Annotated in this window: 28 protein-coding genes; 11 read left to right on the top strand and 17 right to left on the bottom strand. The window is 62.9% G+C overall.

Features of this window, described 5'->3' with window-relative positions; genetic code table 11:
- Positions 1 to 147: 147 nt before the first annotated feature.
- Entirely contained in the window at positions 148 to 999 is an 852-nt protein-coding gene (gene purU, locus ACNQP3_RS23655; RefSeq protein ID WP_012273997.1) for a formyltetrahydrofolate deformylase, read from the bottom strand.
- A gap of 271 nt (positions 1,000 to 1,270) precedes the next feature.
- Here purU and mvaT point away from each other — a divergent pair, with 271 nt between their 5' ends.
- Positions 1,271 to 1,648: a histone-like nucleoid-structuring protein MvaT gene (gene mvaT, locus ACNQP3_RS23660; protein WP_012273998.1), complete on the top strand. Its 378-nt coding sequence runs from the start codon at positions 1,271 to 1,273 to the stop codon at positions 1,646 to 1,648.
- Between the two features lie 72 nt (positions 1,649 to 1,720).
- On the opposite strand, the gene sbcB is transcribed toward mvaT, so the two are convergent.
- The 3 genes from sbcB to ACNQP3_RS23675 all read right to left on the bottom strand — a co-directional run bounded on the left by sbcB (position 1,721) and on the right by ACNQP3_RS23675 (position 4,081).
- A complete protein-coding gene (gene sbcB, locus ACNQP3_RS23665; RefSeq protein WP_264316519.1) occupies positions 1,721 to 3,154 on the bottom strand; it encodes an exodeoxyribonuclease I in 1,434 nt (477 codons plus the stop codon).
- A 57-nt stretch (positions 3,155 to 3,211) separates the two neighbouring features.
- Entirely contained in the window at positions 3,212 to 3,571 is a 360-nt protein-coding gene (locus ACNQP3_RS23670; protein ID WP_012274000.1) for a PilZ domain-containing protein, read from the bottom strand.
- A gap of 123 nt (positions 3,572 to 3,694) precedes the next feature.
- Positions 3,695 to 4,081 (bottom strand): hypothetical protein, encoded by a 387-nt coding sequence (locus ACNQP3_RS23675; protein ID WP_012274001.1) that lies wholly within the window; start codon positions 4,079 to 4,081, stop codon positions 3,695 to 3,697.
- Between the two features lie 179 nt (positions 4,082 to 4,260).
- Between ACNQP3_RS23675 and pyk the strand changes: the two genes are divergently transcribed.
- A complete protein-coding gene (pyk, locus tag ACNQP3_RS23680) occupies positions 4,261 to 5,715 on the top strand; it encodes a pyruvate kinase (RefSeq protein ID WP_012274002.1) in 1,455 nt (484 codons plus the stop codon).
- 41 nt (positions 5,716 to 5,756) lie between these two features.
- Here the strand turns inward: pyk and ACNQP3_RS23685 are convergent, their stop codons facing one another.
- Positions 5,757 to 6,677: an iron-sulfur-binding ferredoxin reductase gene (locus tag ACNQP3_RS23685; RefSeq protein WP_264316520.1), complete on the bottom strand. Its 921-nt coding sequence runs from the start codon at positions 6,675 to 6,677 to the stop codon at positions 5,757 to 5,759.
- 249 nt (positions 6,678 to 6,926) lie between these two features.
- Between ACNQP3_RS23685 and ACNQP3_RS23690 the strand changes: the two genes are divergently transcribed.
- On the top strand, positions 6,927 to 8,450 hold the full coding sequence (locus tag ACNQP3_RS23690) for a fumarate hydratase (RefSeq protein WP_012274004.1): 1,524 nt from the start codon (positions 6,927 to 6,929) through the stop codon (positions 8,448 to 8,450).
- A gap of 103 nt (positions 8,451 to 8,553) precedes the next feature.
- Here the strand turns inward: ACNQP3_RS23690 and ACNQP3_RS23695 are convergent, their stop codons facing one another.
- A complete protein-coding gene (locus ACNQP3_RS23695; protein WP_264316521.1) occupies positions 8,554 to 9,426 on the bottom strand; it encodes a carbon-nitrogen hydrolase family protein in 873 nt (290 codons plus the stop codon).
- Positions 9,423 to 10,013, bottom strand: a complete 591-nt coding sequence (locus ACNQP3_RS23700) for a GNAT family N-acetyltransferase (RefSeq protein WP_012274006.1) — start codon at positions 10,011 to 10,013, stop codon at positions 9,423 to 9,425. Before ACNQP3_RS23700 ends, ACNQP3_RS23695 begins: the two co-directional genes overlap by 4 nt.
- 115 nt (positions 10,014 to 10,128) lie before the next feature.
- Between ACNQP3_RS23700 and ACNQP3_RS23705 the strand changes: the two genes are divergently transcribed.
- Positions 10,129 to 10,527 (top strand): nuclear transport factor 2 family protein, encoded by a 399-nt coding sequence (locus ACNQP3_RS23705; protein ID WP_012274007.1) that lies wholly within the window; start codon positions 10,129 to 10,131, stop codon positions 10,525 to 10,527.
- Positions 10,528 to 10,596: 69 nt separating this feature from the next.
- On the opposite strand, the gene ACNQP3_RS23710 is transcribed toward ACNQP3_RS23705, so the two are convergent.
- The 6 genes from ACNQP3_RS23710 to ACNQP3_RS23735 form a co-directional block, all read right to left on the bottom strand.
- On the bottom strand, positions 10,597 to 11,178 hold the full coding sequence (locus ACNQP3_RS23710; protein WP_171577218.1) for a DJ-1/PfpI family protein: 582 nt from the start codon (positions 11,176 to 11,178) through the stop codon (positions 10,597 to 10,599).
- A gap of 48 nt (positions 11,179 to 11,226) precedes the next feature.
- Complete coding sequence (locus ACNQP3_RS23715; protein WP_012274009.1) at positions 11,227 to 12,384, bottom strand: phospholipase D-like domain-containing protein; 1,158 nt, start codon at positions 12,382 to 12,384, stop codon at positions 11,227 to 11,229.
- A 1-nt stretch (position 12,385) separates the two neighbouring features.
- Entirely contained in the window at positions 12,386 to 12,967 is a 582-nt protein-coding gene (locus ACNQP3_RS23720) for a YceI family protein (protein WP_012274010.1), read from the bottom strand.
- A 44-nt stretch (positions 12,968 to 13,011) separates the two neighbouring features.
- Positions 13,012 to 13,308, bottom strand: coding sequence for a hypothetical protein (locus tag ACNQP3_RS23725; RefSeq protein WP_060494279.1), 297 nt, complete (start codon positions 13,306 to 13,308; stop codon positions 13,012 to 13,014).
- Positions 13,305 to 14,387: a serine hydrolase domain-containing protein gene (locus ACNQP3_RS23730; protein ID WP_069942758.1), complete on the bottom strand. Its 1,083-nt coding sequence runs from the start codon at positions 14,385 to 14,387 to the stop codon at positions 13,305 to 13,307. Before ACNQP3_RS23730 ends, ACNQP3_RS23725 begins: the two co-directional genes overlap by 4 nt.
- Before the next feature lie 76 nt (positions 14,388 to 14,463).
- A complete protein-coding gene (locus ACNQP3_RS23735) occupies positions 14,464 to 15,351 on the bottom strand; it encodes a hypothetical protein (protein WP_012274013.1) in 888 nt (295 codons plus the stop codon).
- 159 nt (positions 15,352 to 15,510) lie between these two features.
- On the opposite strand from ACNQP3_RS23735, the gene olsB reads away from it, so the two are divergent.
- Complete coding sequence (gene olsB / locus ACNQP3_RS23740) at positions 15,511 to 16,266, top strand: L-ornithine N(alpha)-acyltransferase (protein WP_012274014.1); 756 nt, start codon at positions 15,511 to 15,513, stop codon at positions 16,264 to 16,266.
- Entirely contained in the window at positions 16,266 to 17,054 is a 789-nt protein-coding gene (locus ACNQP3_RS23745; RefSeq protein ID WP_179027350.1) for a lysophospholipid acyltransferase family protein, read from the top strand. The genes olsB and ACNQP3_RS23745 overlap by 1 nt, the downstream gene beginning before the upstream one ends.
- 61 nt (positions 17,055 to 17,115) lie before the next feature.
- Here the strand turns inward: ACNQP3_RS23745 and ACNQP3_RS23750 are convergent, their stop codons facing one another.
- A complete protein-coding gene (locus ACNQP3_RS23750) occupies positions 17,116 to 17,700 on the bottom strand; it encodes an ACP phosphodiesterase (RefSeq protein ID WP_012274016.1) in 585 nt (194 codons plus the stop codon).
- Positions 17,701 to 17,849: 149 nt separating this feature from the next.
- Here ACNQP3_RS23750 and ACNQP3_RS23755 point away from each other — a divergent pair, with 149 nt between their 5' ends.
- A complete protein-coding gene (locus ACNQP3_RS23755; RefSeq protein WP_012274017.1) occupies positions 17,850 to 18,152 on the top strand; it encodes an ArsR/SmtB family transcription factor in 303 nt (100 codons plus the stop codon).
- A gap of 17 nt (positions 18,153 to 18,169) precedes the next feature.
- Positions 18,170 to 19,219 carry an alkene reductase gene (locus tag ACNQP3_RS23760; RefSeq protein ID WP_012274018.1) on the top strand — a complete coding sequence of 350 codons (1,050 nt, stop codon included), beginning with the start codon at positions 18,170 to 18,172 and terminating at the stop codon, positions 19,217 to 19,219.
- Positions 19,220 to 19,286: 67 nt separating this feature from the next.
- Here ACNQP3_RS23760 and ACNQP3_RS23765 read toward each other — a convergent pair whose 3' ends face one another.
- The 3 genes from ACNQP3_RS23765 to ACNQP3_RS23775 all read right to left on the bottom strand — a co-directional run bounded on the left by ACNQP3_RS23765 (position 19,287) and on the right by ACNQP3_RS23775 (position 22,179).
- On the bottom strand, positions 19,287 to 20,156 hold the full coding sequence (locus ACNQP3_RS23765) for a hypothetical protein (protein ID WP_012274019.1): 870 nt from the start codon (positions 20,154 to 20,156) through the stop codon (positions 19,287 to 19,289).
- Positions 20,157 to 20,243: 87 nt separating this feature from the next.
- The gene (locus ACNQP3_RS23770; protein WP_060494280.1) at positions 20,244 to 21,239 is read right to left on the bottom strand and encodes an NAD-dependent epimerase/dehydratase family protein; all 996 of its coding nucleotides are present in this window, start codon (positions 21,237 to 21,239) and stop codon (positions 20,244 to 20,246) included.
- A gap of 49 nt (positions 21,240 to 21,288) precedes the next feature.
- Entirely contained in the window at positions 21,289 to 22,179 is an 891-nt protein-coding gene (locus ACNQP3_RS23775) for a LysR family transcriptional regulator ArgP (protein WP_060514013.1), read from the bottom strand.
- Between the two features lie 100 nt (positions 22,180 to 22,279).
- Here ACNQP3_RS23775 and ACNQP3_RS23780 point away from each other — a divergent pair, with 100 nt between their 5' ends.
- From ACNQP3_RS23780 to ACNQP3_RS23790, 3 genes are all read left to right on the top strand, one after another.
- Entirely contained in the window at positions 22,280 to 22,879 is a 600-nt protein-coding gene (locus ACNQP3_RS23780; protein ID WP_012274022.1) for a LysE/ArgO family amino acid transporter, read from the top strand.
- A gap of 238 nt (positions 22,880 to 23,117) precedes the next feature.
- Entirely contained in the window at positions 23,118 to 23,714 is a 597-nt protein-coding gene (locus ACNQP3_RS23785) for a superoxide dismutase (protein ID WP_012274023.1), read from the top strand.
- A gap of 272 nt (positions 23,715 to 23,986) precedes the next feature.
- Entirely contained in the window at positions 23,987 to 26,038 is a 2,052-nt protein-coding gene (locus ACNQP3_RS23790; RefSeq protein WP_060494282.1) for a putative bifunctional diguanylate cyclase/phosphodiesterase, read from the top strand.
- Positions 26,039 to 26,132: the final 94 nt, after the last annotated feature.

A 26,132-nucleotide genomic window follows, 5' to 3' on the forward strand; every position in this document is an offset into this window, starting at 1 on the left:
TTCGGGGTCGTAACGGGCCAGGCACCCTTCGCCAAGGGTGGGTGGGGGTGAAGCGGTTGGGGCATTGCGCTGCTTGGCCATTAGCGATCCTTTCAAGATTTTTGGGGCCGCTTTGCGGCCCAAAAATCCCACAGGCAACCTGCTGTTTCAGTCAAACACGACAGTCTTGTTGCCATGCACCAGCACGCGGTCTTCCAGGTGATAGCGCAGGCCACGGGCCAGCACCATCTTCTCCACATCACGGCCAAAGCGGACCATGTCCTCGATGCTGTCGGCATGGCTGACACGCACCACGTCCTGCTCGATGATCGGGCCGGCGTCCAGCTCTTCGGTGACGTAGTGGCAAGTCGCACCGATCAGCTTCACGCCACGCAGGGCGGCCTGGTGGTACGGCTTGGCGCCGACGAACGAAGGCAGGAAGCTGTGGTGGATGTTGATGACCTTCTCTGCATAGTCCCGGCACAGTTGCGGCGGCAGGATTTGCATATAGCGGGCCAGTACCACCACGTCGGCGGCGTGCTCCTGCACCAGACGCGACACCTCGGCGAAGGCCGGGGCCTTGTCCTTGGGATCGACCGGCACATGGAAGAACGGAATACCGTGCCACTCGACCATGCTGCGCAAATCATTATGGTTGGAGATCACGCAAGGGATCTCGCAGTCCAGCTCATCGGTGTGCCAGCGGTGCAGCAAGTCTGCCAGGCAGTGAGACTCACGGCTGGCCATCAGTACCACGCGTTTTTTCTGCGCCGAGTCGGTAATGCGCCAGGCCATGGAGAACTCTTCGGCGATTGGCGCAAACGCCTCACGGAAAGCTTCGATACCGAACGGCAGAGATTCAGCGCGGATTTCATGGCGCATGAAGAACCAACCGCTCTGCTCATCGGAGTGGTGGCTGGCTTCGTTGATCCAGCCATTGTACAAGGCCAGGAAATTACTGACTTTCGCCACGATGCCTACACGGTCGGGGCAGGCGATCACCAGACGATAGGTGCGCATGAATGAGACTCCAGAACTTCGCAAAGGCGCCCATTCTAGCGGCACGCCAGCAAAAGCGCAGTATTGATCGCAGCCACGATGGCATATGCAGGCCCAAATCGATGCACGGGCAGCGTCTGGCAGACATGGGCTTTATGTAAAATTTTGTTCACGTTGAGAAATGTTGTCACAGCTTAATTAACAGTTAATGGTCCAATCTTATGTTTACTTGCGAGTATCGCCTGTCTATTATTGCCCCACACATTTCTGAACACGCATTAAGGAACACTCCATGTCCCTGATCAACGAGTACCGCGCTACCGAAGAAGCCATCAAGGAACTTCAGGCCCGCCTGGCCAACCTGTCGCAGGATGACAAGCTGAAGAAAGAACTGGAGTTCGAAGGCAAACTGCGCACACTGATGGGCGAGTACTCCAAGTCGCTGCGCGACGTGATTGCCCTGCTCGACCCAGAGTCGAAACTGAGCAAAGCACCGCGTGGCGCGGTCAAGACTACCGCCACCAAGCGTGCACGTAAGGTCAAGCAATACAAAAACCCGCACAACGGTGAAGTGATCGAAACCAAAGGCGGCAACCACAAAACCCTGAAAGAGTGGAAAGCCACTTGGGGCGGCGATGTGGTTGAAAGCTGGGCAACCCTGCTGGACTGATAGTCCGCATACACCGTTTGCTTCACACAACAAAAACGCCGGCACATTGCCGGCGTTTTTGTTTACCTACCATCAGCCAATTGCAAATTGTGCCTGCAATTGACGGGCATGCACTTGCCAGGCCTCGAGCACTCGCCGGCCCGCCTCGTCGGCCCCCTGCCAGGCTTGCTGGCGCGCCTGTTCAAAGTCGCCCAGGGTATTGGGTGCGCCCCACTGCGGGTCGCTCAGGCGTTGCTGGCAGAAGCCGTACCACCGTTGCCGCTCTTCGCTGGTCAAGGTTTCAGGGAAGTTACGAGCCCGATAACGGAACAACAGCTCCGGCAAACGCGGGTCATCGAACATCCAGTGGCCACGGCTCAACTGCGCCGGTTCCAGCGCACGAACTTGCTCGCATAAACGCCGGTCGCGGTCACCGATAAATCCCTCATACAACTGCTGTTCCGGGTCTTCACTCGGGGCGAACTCATCCTTGCCATAGATGTGTTCCAGCTTGTCTTGCCATTGCGCCTGTTGATTGGCCAACTGTTCACCGCGCGATTGTAACAACGTCAAGTCCAGACCCAACCGTTGTTGATCGGCCGGGCGCAATACCGACAGCGGCGCCAGTACCGGGCAGCGATTGATCTGCACCAATTTGAGCGGTACCGGTAATTCACCTTCGGCCAATTCATCATGACGGGTGTACAAGCGCTGACGCAGAACTTCAGCACTTTCCCGTAGTAACGGTAGGGTTTCATGGTGCAGGTCGCAGACAATCAGCGCATTGCGATTACGCGGGTGCCAGGCCAGTGGCAATACGACACCCAGGTAATTACGCGCCGCAGAAAAACGCCCGGATATATGCACCAGGGGCTGCAACAAACGAATTTGCTCCATCACTTTATGCTTGCTGCGCAACTGGAACAGCCAGTCATACAACTTGGGCTGTTTCTGCCGAATCAGGCGGGCCAGGGCAATGGTTGCCCGCACGTCGGAAAGCGCTTCGTGGGCATGCCCGTGGTCAATGCCATTGGCCTTGCTCAGCAGTTCCAGGCGCAGGCTGGTGCGCCCGTCCTGCTGCGGCCATTGGATGCCATCCGGGCGCAGGGCATAGGCGGTGCGCACGATGTCGATCAGGTCCCAGCGGCTGTTACCGCCCTGCCACTCACGGGCATAGGGGTCGAAAAAATTGCGGTACAAACTGTAGCGGGTCACTTCATCGTCGAAGCGCAGCGTGTTGTAGCCCGCGCCACAGGTGCCCGGCTGCGCCAGTTGTGCGTGCACCTGGGTCATGAACTCGGCTTCGCACAGGCCCTGCTCAGCCAGCAACTGCGGGGTGATGCCGGTTACCAGGCAGGCCGCCGGGTGCGGCAGGATATCGTCCGAGGGCCGGCAATAAAGGCTGATCGGCTCGTCGATTTCGTTGAGGTCGAAGTCAGTGCGCACACCAGCCACCTGCAGCGGCCGATCGCAGCGCGGGTTGATGCCAGTGGTTTCGTAGTCGTGCCAGAAAATGCTGGAGCTCACGGGGTCGTCCTGTATCGAGGTCGACCCGATTCTAGCGCGATTCTAGAAAGCCAAGGTTCAGACGCGAGCGTTGGCGGGGCGGAAACTGAAATACTCGCGCAGCGAGCGCACGAAATCATCGTACTCGCGTGGAGACTGCAGCAGCATGAAGCCCGAATCGTAGTGCCCCGGCGTCTGGTCCTCGCGGCACCACAGGCAACTGGCGGTGAGGTTGACGAACTGGTGCCCGCCGCCAGCCAGTGGCATGCGCAGTTGCAGCTCGTAATCAGGCCCGACCAGCACGGGTAGCTGGCTGATGACCATCAAGCCATCTTCGGAGGCATTGCCCAGCTGACCGAGTTCCTGACCGGTAAAACGGTTGAACACCTTGAGGACGCAAGGCAGTTGATGACGTTCGATGTGGCGCTTGTTGAACATGATCGCGAGTGTATTCCGTACCTGATGCCAGGAATACAAGGTACTGGCGGTTGTTGTAACAGCTGAGTTACAGATTAGCGCAGCGCGCGCAGCAAATCTCGTGAAATAAACCACACCTTGGTGTTAGCGCCAAGGTGCGGTCGTCACCGGGCTGGCCACGGCCGCTTCAACGCCGCGCACATGGCCGAGTTTTTCCAGCGTCTGCAGGCGCGCCTGGGCACGATAGGCGTACTCGTTGCCCGGGTACTGCTGGATCAAGTACTGGTAAGTCTGCGCAGCATCCACGTACAACGCCTGGCGCTCCAGGCACTGGCCGCGCAGCAACGACACCTCGGGGTGGATGAACGGCCGTGCACGGCTGGTGCGGTCAACCTGCGACAACTCGAGCATGACGCGTGCACAATCGCCCCGGTCGTAGGCGCGGTAGGCATTGTTCAGGTGGTGGTCCATCGACCAGCGGGTGCAGCCGACGGCGCTGACGGCCAGGGCTAAAACGATCAGGGCTCGCATGGGGATCTCCTTTGATGCCAGTGTATCGGCGTTTGCCTGCAAATCTTCACACCCTTTTGCAAGGATACCCTGCCCGTTCAAATGCCACCCTGCCTTGGTCGCAGGTAGTGCAACGGAACAATGACTACAGCGAGATTCAGGAGTAGCCTTTCGCTGCGCTTCACTATAGGAGTTTGTGCATGAGCATCCGCCGTACCAAAATCGTCGCCACCCTTGGCCCCGCCAGCAACTCGCCGGAAGTGATCGAACAGCTGATCCTTGCCGGCCTGGACGTGGCACGCCTGAACTTCTCCCACGGCACGCCGGACGAGCACAAGGCCCGCGCGCGCCTGATCCGTGACATCGCCGCCAAGAACGGCCGCCATGTTGCATTGCTGGGCGACCTGCAGGGTCCGAAGATCCGCATCGCCAAGTTCGCCAACAAGCGCATCGAATTGAAGATCGGTGACAAGTTCACCTTCTCCACCGCCCACCCGCTGACCGAAGGCAACCAGGACATCGTCGGTATCGACTACCCCGACCTGGTCAAGGACTGCGGCGTTGGTGACGAGCTGCTGCTCGACGATGGTCGCGTGGTCATGCGCGTCGAAACCGCCACTGCAGACGCCCTGCACTGCGTGGTGATCATCGGTGGCCCGCTGTCGGACCACAAAGGCATCAACCGTAAAGGTGGCGGCCTGACCGCACCGGCCCTGACCGAAAAAGACAAGGCCGACATCAAGCTGGCCGCGGAAATGGACCTGGACTACCTGGCCGTATCCTTCCCACGTGACGCCAGCGACATGGAATACGCGCGCAAGCTGCGTGACGAGTCCGGCGGCAGCGCCTGGCTGGTGGCCAAGATCGAACGCGCCGAAGCGGTTGCCGACGACGAGACCCTCGACAAGCTGATCGCCGCCTCCGACGCAGTGATGGTTGCCCGTGGCGACCTGGGCGTGGAAATCGGCGACGCCGAGCTGATCGCCATCCAGAAGAAGATCATCCAGCACGCCCGCCGCAACAACAAGGCGGTGATCGTGGCGACCCAGATGATGGAGTCGATGATCCAGAACCCGATGCCGACCCGTGCCGAAGTGTCCGACGTGGCCAACGCCGTGCTGGACAACACCGACGCGGTGATGCTGTCGGCCGAAAGCGCCGCTGGTTCCTACCCGATCGAAGCCGTCCAGGCCATGGCCCGCATCTGCCTGGGTGCCGAAAAGCACCCGACCAGCCAGAAGTCCAGCCACCGCCTGCACACCACCTTCGAGCGCTGCGACGAAAGCATCGCCCTGGCGGCCATGTACACCGCCAACCACTTCCCGGGCGTGAAGGCGATCATCGCCCTGACCGAAAGCGGCTACACCCCGCTGATCATGTCGCGCCTGCGTTCGCACGTGCCGATCTTCGCCCTGTCGCCGCACCGCGCTACCCAGGCGCGCGCCAACATGTTCCGTGGCGTGTACCCGATTGCCTTCGACCCGGCTTCGCTGCCGGCCGACAAGGTGAGCCAGGCAGCCGTGGACGAGCTGCTCAAGCGTGGCCTGGTGCAGCAAGGTGACTGGGTGATCCTGACCAAGGGTGACAGCTACCACACCATCGGTGGCACCAACGGCATGAAGATCCTGCATGTCGGTGACCCGCTGGTCGGTTGATCTGCTGCTACAAAGGGGGCCGCTTTGCGGCCCCCTGCTATTCAGGCATGCTCGACAAACACATCAGCAAACACCTGCCCCCGTGGCACCCCGGCAATGAACAGCCGCCGGGCAAAACGCTCCACACTCCCCGGCGCCCCGCACACCAGCGCCACCGTCTGCCGTGACGCCAGCCGCAACCCGGCCAGCGCATCATCCATCTGTTCCGCCAGCACCAACTCGACTTTCACCCCTGGCAACTGCTGCAATGGCTCCGCCAAATAGTGCCCCGCCCGATCCCGTGCCACATGCAACAGCCGAATTTCCCCCCGATGCCCCTGGCGTAGCGCCTCGCGCAAGATGCCCCAGAATGGCGCCAACCCGGTGCCCGCTGCCAACAACCACAGCGGCCGCTCCTGCCAGTCCGGGTCGTAATGCAAAGCCCCCCCTCTCAATTCACCCAGACGCATTTCATCGCCAACCCGTAGACCGCGCGCCTTGTCACAAAAGGCACCAGGGCGCTGGCAGTCGATATGAAACTCAAGTTGATCATCTTCACCTGGCAGGCTGGCCAGGGAATAAGGCCGTGCAACCTCGTCCAGCCACAGCACCACATGCTGACCCGCCTGATAGCGCAACGCACGCTGTGGCTGCAGGCGCAAACGCAGCACATCGCCGAACCAGTCCAGCGCACTGACCTTGGCCGGCACACCGTCGTGCCGAGGGTCGAACAGCACCAGGCGCAGGTCCTCGACCACACGGCACTGACAGGCCAGGCGCCAGCCCTGGGCATGCTTGTCAAGCGCCAGCGCCTCGGGCAAGGCATCCAACGGTTGCCCCGCCAGGCAGTGCACCAGGCAGGCATGGCAACTGCCGGCGCGGCAGCTGTAGGGCACATTCAACCCGGCCTCGTTCAGGGCATCGAGCAGGTTGCTGCCAGTCGGCACCGCCCAACGGTGCTCGCCCACGCAAATTTCGGGCATGTTCGGTACTTCTCCTGCTATCCCAGGCTCACTGTAAGCCAAGCAGAGCACGCCAGCAAAAAGGATGCCTGACCGCTGCCGACCATGGTCCAGACCGGCCGCAGGTGTGTCCGCCACGGATGCGCGCTATACTGCCGCGCCTTTTTCCGTCGGCCTGACCTGCCGGCGCCTTGCAAGGCGCTTCGACATGCTGGTCGGCAATGTCGAGCGTCTTTTTGAATGTTCCCGTCTTTAAGAGGAGCGCGCTGCATGACCGTGATCAAGCAAGACGACCTGATTCAGAGCGTCGCCGACGCCCTGCAATTCATCTCGTACTACCACCCCGTCGATTTCATCCAGGCCATGCACGAGGCCTATCTGCGTGAAGAGTCGCCTGCTGCACGCGATTCCATCGCCCAGATCCTGATCAACTCGCGCATGTGCGCCACCGGCCACCGCCCGATCTGCCAGGACACCGGTATCGTCACCGTGTTCGTGCGCGTGGGCATGGACGTACGCTGGGACGGCGCCACCCTGAGCGTCGACGACATGATCAACGAAGGTGTGCGTCGCGCCTACAACCTGCCTGAAAACGTCCTGCGCGCCTCGATCCTGGCCGACCCGGCCGGTGCCCGCAAGAACACCAAGGACAACACCCCGGCAGTGATCCACTACTCCATCGTCCCCGGCGACAAGGTCGAGGTCGATGTCGCAGCCAAGGGCGGCGGCTCGGAGAACAAGTCGAAGATGGCCATGCTCAACCCGTCCGACTCGATCGTCGACTGGGTGCTGAAGACCGTGCCGACCATGGGCGCTGGCTGGTGCCCGCCTGGCATGCTCGGCATCGGCATCGGCGGTACCGCCGAGAAAGCCGCAGTAATGGCCAAGGAAGTGTTGATGGAGTCCATCGACATCCATGAGCTGAAAGCCCGCGGCCCGCAAAACCGCCTGGAAGAAATCCGTCTGGAGCTGTTCGAGAAGGTCAACCAGCTGGGCATCGGCGCCCAGGGCCTGGGTGGCCTGACCACCGTGCTCGACGTCAAGATCATGGACTACCCGACCCACGCCGCCTCCCTGCCGGTGTGCATGATCCCCAACTGCGCCGCCACCCGCCACGCCCACTTCGTGCTCGATGGCTCCGGCCCGGCAGAACTGGAAGCGCCGTCGCTGGATGCCTACCCGGAAATCGTCTGGGAAGCTGGCCCGAGCGCCCGTCGCGTCAACCTCGACGACATCACCCCGGAAGAAGTCGCCAGCTGGAAGCCGGGCGAAACCATCCTGCTCAACGGCAAGATGCTGACCGGCCGCGATGCCGCGCACAAGCGCATGGTTGAAATGCTCAACCGTGGCGAAGAACTGCCAGTCGACCTGAAAGGCCGCTTCATCTACTACGTAGGCCCGGTCGACCCGGTCGGTGACGAAGTGGTAGGCCCAGCCGGCCCGACCACCGCCACTCGCATGGACAAGTTCACCCGCCAGATCCTCGAGCAGACCGGCCTGCTGGGCATGATCGGCAAGTCCGAGCGTGGCCCGACCGCCATCGAGGCGATCAAGGACAACAAGGCCGTGTACCTGATGGCCGTTGGCGGTGCTGCCTACCTGGTAGCCCAGGCCATCCGCAAGTCGAAGGTACTGGCCTTCGCCGAGCTGGGCATGGAAGCGATCTACGAGTTCGAGGTCAAGGACATGCCGGTTACCGTCGCCGTCGATAGCAACGGTGAGTCGGTACACATCACTGGCCCTGCCCTGTGGCAGAGCAAGATTGCCCAAAGCCTGGCAGTCGAAGTGAAGTAACCAGATGTAACTGCGGCGCCCGCTCCCACAGGTAACGCGTAGCCTTCTGGCTTGCGCTGTACGTGTGGGAACGGGCTTGCCCGCGAAGAGGCCACTGCTGTCATCACAGGGCTCTTTCAAACTGCTCCGGCCAGTCCCGCCAGGTAAACACCTGCCCTTCCCGCCTCACCCGCCGCACTTCCTCCAGGTCCACCTCACACACCAGCCACTGGCTGCAATCTGGGCTCAGCGCCTCACTCAACGCCACCACCCCATCCCCCGGCATCCCGTGATCCGGCGGCACGAACAACCCTGCCCGGCCAATATTCTCGTCCAACGCCGGTGACCAGGGTGCCAACCCAACCGTAGGGCTCTGCAACACGGCGATCTGGTTCTCCAGCGCCCGCGCCTGGGCGCCAATGCGTACCCGGTGGTAACCGGCCTCGGTATCGGTACAGCTCGGCGCCAGGATCAGGTCGGCACCAGCCTCGGCCAAACGCCGGGCCAGCATGGGGAACTCATTGTCATAACAGAGCAGAATCCCCAGCCGACCCAATTCGGTGTCGAACACCTGCAGCCCCTGGCCTGCAGCGATGTCCCACTGTTCGCGCTCGAACCGGGTCATCATCAGTTTGTCCTGGTAGCCCAGCACACCCTGGGGGCCGAACAGCCAGGCACGGTTGCGGTAGCGCCCATCGCTGTCCAGCACCGGCACGCTACCCGGTTGCAGGTAGATCCCCCAGCGCCGGGCAAGACCCTCGCACAGTGCTTTCCAGGGTTCGATCAGCGGCTGAATACCGGCAATCGAAGCCTTCAGGTCCCCTCGCTGCTCGGCACTCAGCTGGCCACTCAGCACCAGCCCGGCGTACTCCGGTAACAACAGCAAGCGAGCGCCCGCCTCTACCGCCTCGGCACACAGGCGTTGCAGGTGATCGGCGTAGGCGTCCCAGGTCTCATGCAGTTCGATGGCGTATTGGCAGGCCGCCATACGAATCATATCGGCAGCGCCTTGAGCCAGAACGACATCAACTTGTCGGAGCTTTCCGGTTCGTCCAAGTCGCGCCAGGCATAGCGGGTGCGTAGCGACGGGTCATGCAGAAAGCCGCGATTGCGCCAGAAGCCGTGCAAGGGTTTGTAGTCCGCTGGCCGTCGCGGGTGCACGCCTGGCCGCTCCACCGCGCAGAACGCGCAGTAATCGAACTCGGCCAGTTTGTGCGCGTAGGACTCGCGTTCGATGAAGAAGCGCACCCCCAGGCCCTGGCCACGGTATTCGGGCAGCACCAGCGATTCGCCAAAGTAATACACACTGGCGGGGTCGCGGCCTTGGGCCAGGAACGGCTGCTGGAATTCGGCCGCGACATCCACCAGCGGCAGGCCGGTAGAGGCACCGACCACCTTGCCGTCGTCCAGCGCCAGCACTACCAGGCTGCGCCCGGAGCGGGCGTAGTTGGACAGGTAGTCAGCCTCATACTCCGGGGTGCCGTCGTAAAGGTAGGGAAACTCGCGGAACACGGTAAGGCGCAGGCGAGCGAGGTCATCGATGTAAGGCGCGATAGCGGCGCCGTGCAACAGGCGTATTTCCATGCTTGGCGGTCGTTTTGTCGATGTGGATGACGCGCTCGGCTAAGCCGGGCTTGAGGGGAAACCCTATCATCCGAGGCAACGACCCGCCTTTTCCCTACACGACAGGTATTGTTCCATGACCGCTACCGAACTGGTAAATGCTTACTACGCCGCCTTCAACGCCGGCGACATGCCGGGCTTTCTGGCGCTGCTCAGCGAGGACGTGATCCACGACATCAACCAGGGCGAGCGGCAGATGGGCAAGGCCAGGTTTGCTGCGTTCATGGACAAGATGAACCGCTGCTACCGCGAACGTCTGGCCGACATCGTGGTGATGCAAAACGCCGATGGCAGCCGCGCGGCAGCGGAGTTCACCGTGCATGGCGAATACTTGGCCGATGACCAAGGGCTGCCAACTGCCAACGGGCAGACCTATGTACTGCCGGCGGGGGCTTTCTTCTACATCCACTGCGGCAAGATTGCCCGGGTGACCAACTACTACAACCTCAATGACTGGGTTGAGCAGGTTGCCTAAGCCTGACACGCCTGCTCCCGGGGGCGGTGGTAAACCTGCGGGAGCAGGCGTGCCTGCGAAGGGGCCCGATCAGGCGATACGGGTACCCAGCACTTTGAGGAAGGCCGCCAGCCACGCCGGATGCGCTGGCCATGCGGGGGCAGTGACCAGGTTGCCGTCCACATGCGCCTGGTCCACTGCGATATCGATGAACGTACCGCCCGCCAATCGCACTTCCGGCGCACATGCCGGGTACGCACTGCACTCACGCCCCTCGAGCACCCCGGCCGCCGCCAGCAGCTGAGCGCCATGGCACACCGCCGCAATCGGCTTGCCGGCCTGGTCGAACGCCCGCACCAGCTCCAGCACCTTTTCATCCAGGCGCAGGTACTCTGGCGCACGGCCACCCGGGATCAGCAATGCGTCGTAACTTTCGGGCCGCACCCGCACGAAGTCATAATTCAGGGCAAAGTTGTGCCCAGGCTTTTCGCTGTAGGTCTGCTCACCCTCGAAGTCATGAATCGCGGTGCGCACAGTCTGCCCGGCCAGCTTTTCCGGGCACACCGCATGCACTGTGTGGCCGACCATGCTCAGGGCCTGAAACGGCACCATCGCTTCATAATCTTCAACGTAGTCGCCCACCAGCATGAGAATTTTCTTCGCCGTCATCACGCCCACTCCTTCGGTTAACTGTGAATAGTCACTGCACGATAGCCGCTGTCAGTCCCGACGGTCGAGGAAGTTGACCACCAACCGATCGAGCCAGCCCCAGATCCGTTGTTTCACCCTGCGCCACAAAGGGCGCGCATGCCAATGGGCAAGGTCGACTTCCTCGCATTGGGCAAAATCGCGCTCGAAGCTGGCCACCACCGCCGCCGTCAACGATGGGTCCAGCGCCTCGATGTTGGCTTCAAGGTTGAAGCGCAGGTTCCAGTGGTCGAAGTTGCACGAACCGACGCTGACCCAGTCGTCCACCACCGCCATTTTCAGGTGCAGGAAGCACGGCTGGTACTCGAAAATCCGCACCCCGGCGCGCAGCAGGCGTGGGTAGTAGCGATGCCCGGCGTAGCGCACCGAGGGATGGTCGGTGCGGGGGCCGGTCAGCAGCAGGCGCACGTCCAGCCCCTTGCTGGCGGCCCGGCGCAACGAGCGGCGCACGCTCCAGGTCGGCAGGAAGTACGGTGTGGCCAGCCACACCCGTTGCTTGCCGCTGTTCAGCGCCCTCACCAGCGCATGCAGGATGTCCTGGTGCTGGCGGGCGTCGGCATAAGCGACCCGGCCCATGCCTTGCCCTTGTGCGGGCACCTTGGGCAGGCGCGGCAGGCCAAAGCCCTCGGCAGGGCGCCAGGCGGTGCGGCGGTTGTTGGCGTGCCACTGGCGATCGAACAGCAACTGCCAGTCGTTCACCACTGGCCCCTGCATCTGCACCATCACTTCGTGCCATTCGCTGGTCGCTTCGCCCGGCGTCCAGAATTCGTCGGTAACGCCCGTGCCCCCCACCACTGCCCAACGCTCGTCCACCAGCAGCAGTTTGCGGTGGTCGCGATACAGGTTGCGCAGGCCACGCTTCCAGCGCAGGCGGTTGTACCAGCGCAGGTACACGCCGGCGTCCGACAGGCGTTGGCGCAGCGCGCTGTTGAAAGCCAATGAGCCGTAGTCGTCAAACAGGCAACGCACCCGCACGCCGCGCCGGGCGGCCTGCTCCAGCGCTTCGACCACCGCCTCGGCACAGGCGCCGGCCTCGACCAGGTACAGTTCCAGGTCCACCTGAAACTCCGCGTGCTCGATCGCATTGAGCATGCGTGGAAAGAACGCGGGGCCGTCGATCAGCAATTCGAACTGGTTGCCATCCCGCCAGGGGAAGACTGGCCCCGCCATGTCAGCGAGCGGTGAAAATCAGCACCGCACTCACCGGCACCGATGGGTTGATGGACTTCAACTTGGCAAACTTGCGCAGGCTTTCCAGCCCAGGCAGCAAGCCGAAATCCTCGGCACGCAGCAGCAGCGGCTCGAGGGTTACAACCTGGAAGCGCCGCGCATCCAGGCGGGTGGCCAGTAGCAGGGCGTTGTAGCTGTGCGACTGGCCATGCAGGGTAACCGTTAGCGGCAGGCGCAACTCGATCTGCGCACCGTCGGCCAGGTCATTGATCGGCCGCAGGTCGATCTGCGCCTTCACTGTGGCCTCGGCGAATCGCTCGACCTCGAACAGGTTGTCGCGCATCTGCTCGTCACGCAGCGGGATGCCGCTGCTCACCGAGTCCATCTCGATGCTCAACCCCGCCACACCCTTGCGGTCGACCGTACCGTGCAACACCAGAAAGCGATGCACTTCGGCGGTGTCGCCGTTCTTGCCGGTAATGAACGACAGGCGTGAAGACTCGCCATCAAGGTGCCAATTGGCATGGGCGGGCAGGCACAAAGCCAGCAGCAAGGCGGGTAACAGACGGGGCAGCTTGAACATGACAGATCTCGTGAAACCAAGCCGCCAACCTTACCCGCCTGCCTTCATGGCAGCAAGCGGCAGCCCTCGCGCGCGCCTTGCCAAGCGGCCTGGTTGCGCCGCCCCAGACCCTCTGCGGTCACTTGGCGCTGCCAGCTGTTTTCTTCCAGCAGGGTCAGCGGCAGCCATTGCTTCACGTAACCGCGGCAATACGCCTGATCGAAGCCCATGACAAAGCGGCACGAACAATATTCCTTGGCCGAGTAGGCCGAGAGAATGTCGGGGAAATCCGCCAGCGCCTGGCGCTCTTGCCAAGCCCAGTACAACAGCCCCGCCAGCACCAGCAGCGCTAACCGCTTCATGCTCCCGCCCCGGCCAATGCCGCCAGCACCCGCTTCAGCAGTTCGTCGTGCTGATAGCTGCCGTCGCGGTCATCGGCGTAACGCACGATCACCAATTTTTGCTCCGGTAGCACGTACAGCGCCTGGCCCCAGTGGCCAAGGGCGGCGAAGGTAGCTGCGGGGGCACTCGGCCAAGGCCGTTGGGCGTCGGTCAGCGGCTGGTTGAGCCACCAGTGCCCACCAGGGTTGGCCTCGCCGCTCAGCACTTCGGCTTGGGCAAACGGTGTGCGGTTGAAGGCTATCCAGGCCTTGGGCAGCAGTTGCCGGCCCTGCCAGCGGCCGTCGCGCTGCATCAGCAGGCCGATACGCGCCAGGTCGCGGGTACTGAGGTACAGATAGGAAGAGCCCACGTAAGTGCCTGCCCGGTCACGCTCCCACACCGCACTGTCGATACCCAGCGGAGTGAACAGTGCCTGCCAGGGGTAATCCGGGTACTGGCCCGCATCGAGCATGCCGCGCAGCGCGGCGGCCAGCAGGTTGCTGTCGCCACTGGAATAGAGAAATCGCTGCCCAGGGCTGGCCGACGTACCCCGCGCGGCCGTGTAGGCCGCCATGTCCGCACGACCACGGGTATACAACATGGCCACCACTGAGGATTTCAGCGGGGCGTACTCGTAGTCTTCCTGCCAGGCAAGGCCACTGGCCCAGTGCAGCAGGTCGGCCATACGCACGCCCGGATGCGCGCGCATGGGTGGATAGAAGCGGCTGACCGCGTCTTGCAGCTGAAAGCGGCCTTCGCCCTGGGCCACCCCCAGTAGCGTGGCCAGTACGCTTTTGCTCACCGACCAGGTCAGGTGCGCGGTGGCGGCAGTGGTGGGCGCGGTGTAGCGCTCGTGGACGATACGGCCGTCGCGGATGATCAGCAAGGCGTCGGTGCGGATGCCACTACGCTCGGAGGGGGCGCGTTCGGGGAAGGCGTAGGCGTCGACGGCTTGCCAATCGAATGCGGCAGGGTCGCTTTGCCACTCCGGGTCAGGCCACTCTTCAGCCCAGGCGGGCGCCATGGCCATGCACAAAAGCAGCAGCAGACCTTTCAGCATCCCCATACAGGCTCACTTATGTTGGGGCAGCAACGCGGCCCCAGGATTCAGAAGTTCACCCAAAGCTATCAGCCATTCATGACAATCCGGCAGCCGCCCAAGCTTTGTTCAACCGTTTCTCCCGCGCCGCCGCAGCCAACGCCATCACCCCTTGGTCACGCTGCCAGATTTGCGCCCAATGCACCGGCCCTGCTGCCAAGGCCGCGTCGATCGCCCCTCGCAACGCCTGAAACTGCGCGAACAACCCACCCAGCAGCAAATGGCAACCCGTGCTGTCAGCACACTGCCGGCTGCCCTCGGCACACCCTGCCAGCAACCCCAGCAGTTGCAGGCGCAAGTCCTGTGGCCAGGCGCTCTCCTGCCCCACGCCATACAACCAGGCCGTCAGTGCCGTGAGCACATACAAGTCTTCCAGCGAGCGAAACGGCTTCACGTAGGCATCCCAGCCGTCACCGGCCAGCAACTCGCACGCGGCCTGCTCCAGCAGCAATCGGCCATGGCCCACTTCCGGCATCAGCGGCAGGGTCGGCAGTGGCTCCAGCTTCACCCCCGGCTCACCGGGATAAACCACCGCCAGGTTCAGTTGCGGCGCCGCGCCAGCCGCTTCGCTACGCGCCGCCACCAGCAACCACTCCGCCTCCAGGCCTGCGGTAACGAAGTCCTTGCTGCCCGTCAGCCGCAAGCCGTCCAGCCGCGTGTGCATGTCCGCTGGCCGCACACTGCGCCGCTCGGTGGCACACAAGGCGCCAAGGCTGGGCGGCGCACTGGGCCAAAGCACCCGCAGAGCGGCCTGGTAACCCACCAGAAAGGCCAGGCCAGGGGTGGCCATCGCGCGCCCGCCCAGTGCCGCGAGTTCGAACGGGGCAACCGGTCCGAGGCGCTCGAGCAGCCCGGCGTAGGTTTCGCCCAGGGTGCCTGCCAGCGCGTGGCGAAGCGGGTCGTTGAGTCGTTGCAACCAGGCCATGGCACAGCTCCTTGCTGGGGGCTTTCGGGGAAGGCTCAGGGGGTGTCACGCAAGCATCACCAAAGATTCACAGGGGTGACACCACGTCTACCTAGGCTGACTTTGCACAACAAAGCCGACCGGCCGCAACCCTTCATGGCTGGCTTATGGAGACTCGCAATGACTCGGATCGCTCACGCTAGCGACAACAGCACTGAACGCCGTCTGCAAGCCGAACGCCTGGTTGGCGCCGCGGCGCTGCAAGAAGCCCAGGCCCTGCGCTACAAAGTGTTCAGCGCAGAATTCAAGGCCAAGCTCAAAGGTGCCGAGCAGGGCCTGGACATGGACGACTACGACGTGCACTGCCGCCACATTGGTGTGCGCGACCTGAGCACCGGCGAACTGGTTGCCACCACCCGCCTGCTCGACCACCAGGCCGCCAGCAGCCTGGGCCGTTTCTACAGCGAAGAAGAATTCAGCCTGCACGGCCTGTTGCAACTGCAAGGCCCGATCCTTGAACTGGGCCGTACCTGCGTGGCCCCCGACTACCGCAACGGCGGCACCATCGCCGTGCTCTGGGGCGAACTGGCCGAGGTGCTCAACGAGGGTCGCTACAGCTACCTGATGGGCTGCGCCAGCATCCCCATGCAGGACGGCGGCGTGCAGGCCCATGCGGTGATGCAGCGCCTGCGTGACCGTTACCTGTGCACCGAGCACCTGCGTGCCGAGCCGAAAAACCCGCTGCCGAAGCTGGCCCTGCCCACTAACGTCATTGCCGAAATGCCACCGCTGCTCAAAGCCTACATGCGCCTGGGCGCGAAGATTTGCGGCGAGCCATGCTGGGACGAGGACTTCCAGGTGGCTGACGTGTTCATCCTGCTCAAGCGCGACGAACTGTGCCCACGCTACGCTCGCCACTTCAAGGCGGCGGTCTGATGCCGAAGTTGCGGGTGTTGGCCCGCCTGACTCGACTGCTGCTGGTACTGGCGCTGGGCATGCTGATGGCCAGCATGATTGCCTTGAGCGAGCGACTGGGCTTCAAGACGCCGATCGAGCGCCGTCAACGCTGGACCTGCCTGTTCATGAAGCGCTTGGTCGCTGCCCTGCCCTTCGACGTAAAAGTCATCGGCGAGCTGCCGCAGCGGCCGATGCTGTGGGTCAGCAACCATGTGTCCTGGGCCGACATCCCTCTGCTGGGCATGCTGATGCCGCTGTCGTTTCTGTCCAAGGCCGAAGTGCGCCACTGGCCGGTGGCCGGCTGGCTGGCGGAAAAAGCCGGCACGCTTTTCATTCGTCGGGGCGGTGGCGACAGCCAGCGCCTGCGCGAACAGATCGCCGGGCAGTTGGGCCTGGCTCGACCGCTGCTGATCTTCCCCGAAGGCACCACGACCAACGGTCGCACCTTGCGCACCTTCCATGGCCGCCTGCTGGCCGGAGCCATCGACCGAGGTGTGGCGGTGCAGCCGGTGGCTATCCAGTATTTGCGCGATGGCCAGATCGATCCGATTGCGCCGTTCATCGGTGATGACGACCTGGTATCGCACCTGATGCGCTTGTTTGCACAACCGCGGGCCGAGGTGTGCATTCACCTGCTGCAGCCGATTGGTAGTGTGGGCAAGGAACGTGCGGTGCTGGCGTTGCAGGCACAGCAGGCGATCCATTTGGCGTTGTTCGGGGTTGAAGAAGTTGAGCTGGCGCCACGGCGGCAGGCACGGGCTGCCTGATTTTTCGCACTATCGCTACCGGCCTCTTCGCGGGCGTGCCCGCGAAGAGGCCGAAACAGAACTAACTGTCAGACAACCGCCCCGCCGCCGCAAAGGCCTGCAACTGCGGATAAAACGCCCTGAAGTCCGCCAGCAATGGCTCATACAGCCGCTCCAGCTCGCCCATCACCCCGGACATCCCTTCAGGGCGTGACAGGCGCCGAGCAATGCCATTGAACACCTGCTCCAATGTGGCGAAATCACCATAGGCCCCCAGCCAGTCATCCGCCGCCATGAACGGTGCAATCCGCGCCAGCCGCCCCGGCAGTTGTGGCTCTGCCAGCAGCACCCGGTAAAACGCCCCAGTGAACTGTGCCAGTGGCTGCTCGGCATAATCACGCCAATGTCGCGCCAGGCAATGGTCGAAGAACACATCCAGGACAATGCCGGCAAAGCGCCGCCGCTCACGCGGAAAACGCGCCAGCGCCGCCAATACCAACGGGTGCCGATCGGTGTAGCTGTCGATATGCCGATGCAGCCGAATGGCCGCCTCCAGCGCAGGCGGAAAGCGCCCTTCCAGCGAGCCTTTGACAAAGTCGCCATACAGGCTGCCAAGCAGTTGTTGCGGCGCCGGGCCGCCCAGGTGCAAGTGTGCGAGGTAATTCATGCACGCAGTCTAGCACCGCCAGCGCGTATATCGTTATAACGCGATATACCGATTCGTGCTCAGCTCAGAACACCTTCGTATTTGTATATCGGAATTCAGCGATTTACATTTCGCCGTATCGCGATATGCCGCTACAACGAGCCTCAACCATGCCACTCGATCTCGACGAAATCATAAAAGCGCTGGCCCATCCGGTCAGGCGAGAAATCCTCAGCTGGCTGAAAGACCCGGCAACCCAGTTTCCCGACCAGTACCACAGCACCGAAAACGGTGTGTGCGCCGGGCAGATCGACCAACGCTGCGGCCTGTCGCAGTCGACCGTCTCTGCCCACCTGGCCACCTTGCAGCGCGCCGGGCTCATCAGCAGCCAGAAGATTGGCCAATGGCACTTCTTCAAACGCGACGAAGACACCATCCAGGCGTTCCTCGAACAACTGCGCCAAGCACTTTGACAAGGCAGGTAACCGCTATGACCACGCTTTTCGATCCGATCACCCTGGGCGACCTGCAACTGCCCAACCGCATCATCATGGCCCCGCTCACCCGCTGCCGCGCCGATGAAGGGCGCGTGCCCAATGCGCTGATGGCCGAGTACTACGTACAGCGTGCCAGTGCCGGGCTGATTCTCAGCGAGGCGACCTCGGTCAGCGCCATGGGGGTCGGCTACCCGGATACCCCCGGTATCTGGAACGATGAACAAGTTCGTGGCTGGAACAATGTGACCAAGGCCGTACACGGCGCAGGCGGGCGTATCTTCCTGCAGCTGTGGCACGTGGGCCGCATCTCCCACCCCAGCTACCTGAATGGCGAACTGCCGGTGGCTCCCAGCGCGATCCAGGCCAAGGGCCATGTCAGCCTGGTACGCCCACTGAGTGACTACCCCACCCCGCGTGCGCTGGAAACCGAAGAAATCACTGACATCGTCGAGGCCTACCGCAGCGGCGCGGAAAATGCCAAGGCGGCCGGCTTCGATGGTGTGGAGATCCACGGTGCCAACGGTTACCTGCTCGACCAGTTCCTGCAAAGCAGCACCAACCAGCGCACCGACCGTTACGGCGGCTCACTGGAAAACCGCGCGCGCCTGCTGCTGGAAGTGACCGATGCGGCCATTGAAGTGTGGGGCGCGAACCGCGTGGGCGTGCACCTGGCGCCGCGTGCCGACGCCCACGACATGGGCGACGCCGACCGCGCCGAAACCTTCACTTATGTGGCGCGCGAGCTGGGCAAGCGCGGCATCGCCTTCATCTGCTCGCGGGAACGGGAAGCCGACGACAGCATTGGCCAACTGATCAAAGAAGCGTTCGGCGGCCCGTACATCGTCAACGAGCGGTTTGACAAAGCCAGTGCCAATGCGGCCCTGGCCAGTGGCAAGGCCGATGCGGTGGCGTTCGGCGTGCCGTTCATCGCCAACCCCGACCTGCCGGCGCGGCTGGCGGCGGATGCGCCGTTGAATGACGCCCGGCCGGACACTTTCTATAGCAAGGGGCCGGTGGGGTATATCGATTATCCGCGGTTGTAACTGATTTCGCCGGGGCCGCTTTGCGGCCTTGTGCCGCGAAAGGAGGGCAAGGCCCTCCCCTGCCATGTTACGGACGGGAGTTGATCTGCTGCTGCAGGTTCTGGATCTGGCTCTGCAAGGTATTCAGGTTGCGGGTCATCTGCGCCCGGAACGCATCGAACTCCTGCACCGAAGCACCGCCTGCCGACGAAGCAGCCGGACGATTATCGATCTGGCTCTTGAGCACCAACATGTCCTGCTCCAGGCTCTGGATAGCAGCACTCGGGTTGCCTTGTTTCTTCAAGGCAGCCACATCGCTACCCAGGCTCTTGAGTTGCACGTCCAGCTTGCCGCCATCCACCTGCGCAGCCTTCAGCGCGGCAACCTGCTCGTTCAAACCCTTGAACTGGGTATCCAGCTTGCCACCATCAACCTGCCCCGAACGCAGCGCCGCCAGCTCACCATTCACCAACTTCAACTGCGCCTGCAACTGGCCTTGCAGCTCAGTCACCGCTTTCTGCTGTGCACGGGTATCGGCCAGCACCTGCTCCAGGCGCTTGCCCAGATCACCGGTCTGCCCGGCCACGCCCTGCTGCAGCTGACGCAACTGCAGCTTCAGCGCCTCGCTGCTGGTAGTCACACCGGATTCGCTGGCCTCCACCTTGCCACTGATCGCCTGCAGGCGCCCGGCCGCTTCTTCACTGATGCGGGCAAAGCTCTCCTGGGTCGCCACCAGTTGCTGCTCCATCAGCGAGATCTGCTGAAAGCTCCACCAGCCCAAGCCCGCCAACGCGATAAACGAGGCGCACAACAACGCCCACAACGGCGCCGTGCTGGCCCCACGGGCGGCCTTCTGGCGGCTGCGCACCACGTGCGCCGGCATCAGTTCGTCATCATCAACCGTGCCCGCCCGCAAGGTAGGCACGTCATCGTAGTCATCGTGAGCATGGTTACGCATGGATACATTCAACCGCGGTAGTCGCAAAGAGGCACGAGTATAAACCGCCAGCGCGGCGCGTTGATGACCATTGTCCGCCGGGCGGCTTCAATGCCCCGGCGGCAAGTGCTTCCACCAGCCACAGAATTCATCCAGCGCCGTCCACAGGCTGACCTTGGGCTGGTAGTCCAGGTACTGCCGGGCGCGGCTGATATCCAGGGTGAAATCACGGCTCATCACCTGCATGCCCAGGCGCGACAAGGTCGGTTGCGGGCGCCCTGGCCACAGCATGCAAGCCGCCTCGTTCAGCGCGGCGAAGCTGTAGGCCAGGCCGTAGGAACGGTAGCGGGTAACCTGTGGCAACTGCATCTGGCGCATCACGTAGTTGACCACGTCCCACAGCGGCAGCGGCTGCCCGTTGCTGATGTTGTAAGCCTGGCCCAGCGCCCGTTCATCAGCGAACAGCGCACTGAGCAGCGCCTCGTTGAGGTTGTGCACACTGGTGAAATCGACCTTGTTCAGGCCATTGCCGATGATCGCCACACGGCCTTTGCGCTGCATCTGCATCAGCCGCGGGAAAATGCTGGCATCACCGGCGCCGGTGACGAAGCGCGGGCGCAGCGCCAATACTTCGAGGCCGAACTCCTGGGCACCGAACACTTTCTGCTCGGCCAGGTGTTTGGTTTGCCCATAGTGGTCGTGGAAGCGGCGCGGCACCTGGTCTTCACGGATGTCCAGGCGTGAACGGCCATTGAAATAGATCGACGGCGAGGACAGATGAACCAGGCGCCGTACATGCTCTTTCAGGCAGCCCTCGACCACATTCTCGGTAACCACCACGTTACCCTGGTAGAAGTCCTGATAACGCCCCCAGTTGCCCACCGCGCCTGCACAGTGCACCACCGCCTCGACGCCCTGGCACAAACGCCGGGCCAACTCGGCATCGCCCAGGTCACCGGGGATGAACTGGGCGCCGCGCTTGACCAGGTGCTCCACCCCTTCGGCACGGCGGCCGCTGACGCGCACGTCCAGGCCCTGCTCCAGGGCGAAGCGCGCAAAGCGCCCACCAATGAAGCCACTCGCGCCGGTGACCAGAATTCGCATGTAACACTCCGTCTTGCCAGATTTCAGATGCAACTGACGCCAGCCGTGGCTACAAGGGCACCAGCCAATGCCGTGCGGTGTGCCGCAGGTGGTCGGTCAGTTGCGCGAGCAATTGCCCGCCATTGCGCCAATGATGCCAGTACAGCGGCACATCGATAGGGGTATCGCGGCAGATTTCCACCAATTGCCCGTTGGCCAGCTGCTCCTGGGCCTGCAGTTCTGGCACCAGGCCCCACCCCAACCCGGCTTCGGTCATGCGCAGGAAGCCTTCGGATGACGGGCACAGGTGGTGCAGGAAGCCGTCCTCGATGCCCAGCGATGCCAGGTAGCGATGCTGCAGGAAATCATCCGGGCCGTACACGATCGCCGGGGTGCGGGCCAGGCGGCTGGCGACGAAGCCGTGGGGGAAATGCCGCGCCATGAACCCGGGGCTGGCCAACGCCCGGTAACGCATGGCCCCCAGTAGCAGGCTGCGTGCGCCGGCTACCGGGCGTTCACTGCCACACAGGCAGGCCGCCACTTCGCCAGCACGCATGCGTTTCAGGCCCACCTCCTGGTCTTCTACCACCAGGTCGGTCAGCACGTTCTGTTGCGCACAGAAATTGCCCACCGCACCGGCCCACCAGGTGGCCAGGCTATCGGCGTTGAGGGCGATGCGCAGGCGCTCCGGCATGCCCTCTTCATCCAGCGCCGGCACCTGGCGCTGCAAGTCACGTTCAAGCAGGCGCACCTGCTGCACGTGGTTGAGCAACTGGCGGCCGACTTCGGTCGGGCTGGGTGGCGTGGCACGCACCAGCACCGGCTGCCCAACCCGCGCTTCGAGCAGCTTGATGCGCTGGGAGATGGCCGATTGCGACAAGCCCAGTATTTGCGCCGCACGCTCGAAACCACCTTGTTCGATCACCGCCGCGAGGGCGGCCAGGAGCTTGTAGTCGAACATCGATTTTCCTAATGACGGATCAGCTTTATTTGTTTTTCTTATACAGTGCCGATCCTCACAATAACCAGCATCTTTTACGACCTTTTTGGAGAGCCCAGCCATGTGGCAAAGCTACCTCAACGGCATGCTGGTGGCCTTCGGCCTGATCATGGCCATCGGCGCGCAGAACGCCTTCGTACTTGCCCAAAGCCTGCGCCGTGAGCATCACCTGCCGGTGGCGGCACTGTGCATCGTCTGTGATGCCCTCCTGGTGGCAGCCGGGGTGTTCGGCCTGGCCACCGTGCTGGCGCACAACCCGACCTTGCTGGCGGTCGCACGCTGGGGCGGCGCGGTGTTTCTGATCTGGTACGGCGCCAAGGCCCTGCGCAGCGCCTGCTCCAAGCAGAGCCTGCAGCACCAGCAAGGCCAGGGCGCCCGCTCACGCCGTGCCGTGCTGCTCAGCGCCCTGGCGGTGACCCTGCTAAACCCGCACGTGTACCTCGACACGGTGTTGCTGATCGGCTCGCTGGGCGCCCAGCAGACCGCCCCCGGCGCCTACGTGGCCGGCGCCGCCAGCGCCTCGCTGCTGTGGTTTTCGACCCTGGCGATCGGCGCGGCCTGGCTGGCCCCATGGCTGGCAAGGCCGGCGACCTGGCGCATGCTCGACCTGATGGTGGCGGTGATGATGTTCGCGGTGGCAGCGCAGTTGATCTTCAACTGATCGCAGGCCTGCAAGGCCCGGCACACACCTGCTGGCCTGAAAACGACCACCACTGGTCGGCGACCGCCAACCGCTCTGGAACCTCTATTCCCTATGTTTGTTGCGTGGTTATGCGCCGGGGCTGGTGCTATGATCGACCCCTTGCGTCGCAAAGAGTACAAACTCGCCGACGCTCATAGGGCCGCCCGTGATCGGCCCTGCGCAAACCGCGAACTAGACCTGAATCAGGAGATCCACCATGGCTTTTGAATTGCCGCCGCTGCCGTACGCCCACGATGCCCTGCAGCCGCACATCTCCAAGGAAACCCTGGAGTTTCACCACGACAAGCACCACAACACCTATGTCGTGAACCTGAACAACCTGGTCCCAGGCACCGAATTCGAAGGCAAGACCCTGGAAGAGATCGTCAAGACCTCTTCGGGCGGCATCTTCAACAACGCCGCTCAGGTCTGGAACCACACCTTCTACTGGAACTGCCTGGCCCCTAACGCCGGTGGCCAGCCGACCGGTGCCCTGGCAGACGCCATCAACGCCGCTTTCGGTTCCTTCGACAAGTTCAAGGAAGAATTCACCAAGACTTCGGTTGGCACCTTCGGTTCCGGCTGGGGCTGGCTGGTGAAGAAAGCTGACGGTTCCCTGGCCCTGGCCAGCACCATCGGCGCCGGCTGCCCGCTGACCAGCGGCGATACCCCGCTGCTGACCTGCGACGTCTGGGAACACGCCTACTACATCGACTACCGCAACCTGCGTCCGAAGTACGTCGAGGCGTTCTGGAACCTGGTCAACTGGGCCTTCGTTGCCGAGCAGTTCGAAGGCAAGACCTTCAAGGCCTGAGTCTTCAGCCCTGAATGAAAAGACCCGGCCTTGTGCCGGGTTTTTTTATGCCTGTGCCGGCCCCCTTCACGGGTAAACCCGCAGCCACAGAGGCACGCACGGTTTTGCTTGCTCAGCCCGCATAGCGCGCTAACATCAAACCTCTGGAAGATTGATACAGCGCACTCAAGTTGCGGGGTCAGGCAACCGATACACTGCTCATGATCGGCCGATAGTGTATCGTCATCGTTGATGGCAAAATGATGCCATGCGCATGGATTAAGGAAACCCCATTGAAGCTGGAATTGCGGAACAGCTTGTCGGTCAAGTTGCTCAGGGTCGTGCTGCTGTCGGCGCTGGCGGTCGGCGTCGTGCTCAGCTGTGCGCAAATCGTCTACGACACCTACAAGACCCGCCAGGCCGTGAACAATGATGCCCAGCGCATCCTCGACATGTTCCGTGACCCTTCGACCCAGGCGGTGTACAGCCTCGACCGCGAAATGGGCATGCAGGTGATGGAAGGCCTGTTCCAGGACGAATCGGTGCGCATGGCCTCCATTGGCCACCCCAACGAAACCATGCTGGCAGAAAAGTCACGTCCATTGCAGGACATGTCCATGCGCTGGCTCACCGACCTGATCCTCGGCCAGGAACGCACCTATACCACGCAACTGGTTGGCCGCGGCCCATACAGCGAATACTACGGCGACCTCAGCATTACCCTGGACACCTCGTCCTACGGTGAAGACTTCCTGATCAACGCGGTGATCATCTTCATTTCCGGCGTGCTGCGGGCCCTGGCCATGGGCCTGGTGCTGTATCTGGTGTACCACTGGCTGCTGACCAAACCGCTGTCGAAGATCATCGAGCACCTCACCCAGATCAACCCCGACCGCCCCAGCCAGCACCAGCTACCGCTGCTCAAAGGCCACGAGAAGAACGAGCTGGGCCTGTGGGTGAACACCGCCAACCAGTTGCTGGCCTCGATCGAGCGCAACACCCACCTGCGCCACGAGGCGGAAAACAGCCTGCAGCGCATGGCCCAGTACGACTTCCTCACCGGCCTGCCCAACCGCCAGCAATTGCAGCAGCAACTGGACAAGATTCTTGTCGACGGCGGCCGCCTGCAGCATCGCGTGGCGGTACTGTGCGTGGGTCTGGACGATTTCAAGGGCATCAACGAGCAATTCAGCTACCAGGTCGGTGACCAGCTGCTGCTGGCCCTGGCCGACCGCCTGCGGGCCCACAGCGGCCGCCTGGGCGCGCTGGCGCGGTTGGGCGGCGACCAGTTCGCCCTGGTGCAGGCCAATATCGAGCAACCCTACGAAGCGGCCGAACTGGCGCAAAGCATCCTCGACGACCTGGAAGTGCCGTTCGACCTCGACCACGAGCAGATCCGCCTGCGCGCCACCATCGGCATCACCCTGTTCCCCGAAGACGGCGACAGCACCGAGAAACTGCTGCAGAAAGCCGAACAGACCATGACCCTGGCCAAGGCCCGTTCGCGCAACCGCTACCAGTTCTACATCGCCAGCGTCGACAGCGAGATGCGCCGCCGCCGCGAGCTGGAAAAGGACCTGCGTGAAGCCTTGCCGCGCAACCAGCTGTACCTGGTGTATCAGCCACAGATCAGCTACCGCGACCACCGCGTGGTCGGCGTAGAGGCGCTGTTGCGTTGGCAGCACCCGGAGCTGGGCATGGTGCCACCCGACCAGTTCATCCCCCTGGCCGAGCAGAACGGCAGCATCATCAGCATCGGCGAGTGGGTGCTGGACCAGGCTTGCCGGCAATTACGCGAATGGCACGACCAGGGCTTCAGCGACCTGCGCATGGCAGTCAACCTGTCCACCGTGCAGTTGCACCACAGCGAGCTGCCACGGGTGGTCAACAACCTGCTGCAGGCCTATCGCCTGCCGCCGCGCAGCCTGGAGCTGGAGGTCACCGAAACCGGCCTGATGGAAGACATCAGCACCGCCGCCCAGCACCTGCTGAGCCTGCGCCGCTCCGGGGCGCTGATTGCCATCGATGACTTCGGCACCGGCTACTCATCGCTCAGTTACCTGAAGTCGCTGCCGCTGGACAAGATCAAGATCGACAAGAGCTTCGTCCAGGACCTGCTCGACGACGATGACGACGCCACCATCGTTCGCGCCATCATCCAGCTGGGCAAGAGCCTGGGCATGCAGGTAATCGCCGAAGGCGTGGAAACCGCCGAGCAAGAAACCTACATCGTTGCCCAGGGTTGCCACGAGGGCCAGGGTTACCACTACAGCAAGCCGCTGTCGGCCCGCGAGCTGACCCACTTCCTCAAGCAGGCGCAACGCAACCAGGTTTCGATGTTCTGAGCCCACCTGCCCGGTTACAGGCTGTGACCGGGATTTACATGAATTGCGTGCCCGCCCCTTTACAGCAAATGCAAATCTTTCGCATGATGTTGCG

Source organism: Pseudomonas sp. LFS074 (assembly GCF_047978165.1).
GTDB classification, from domain to species: Bacteria; Pseudomonadota; Gammaproteobacteria; order Pseudomonadales; family Pseudomonadaceae; genus Aquipseudomonas; species Aquipseudomonas putida_P.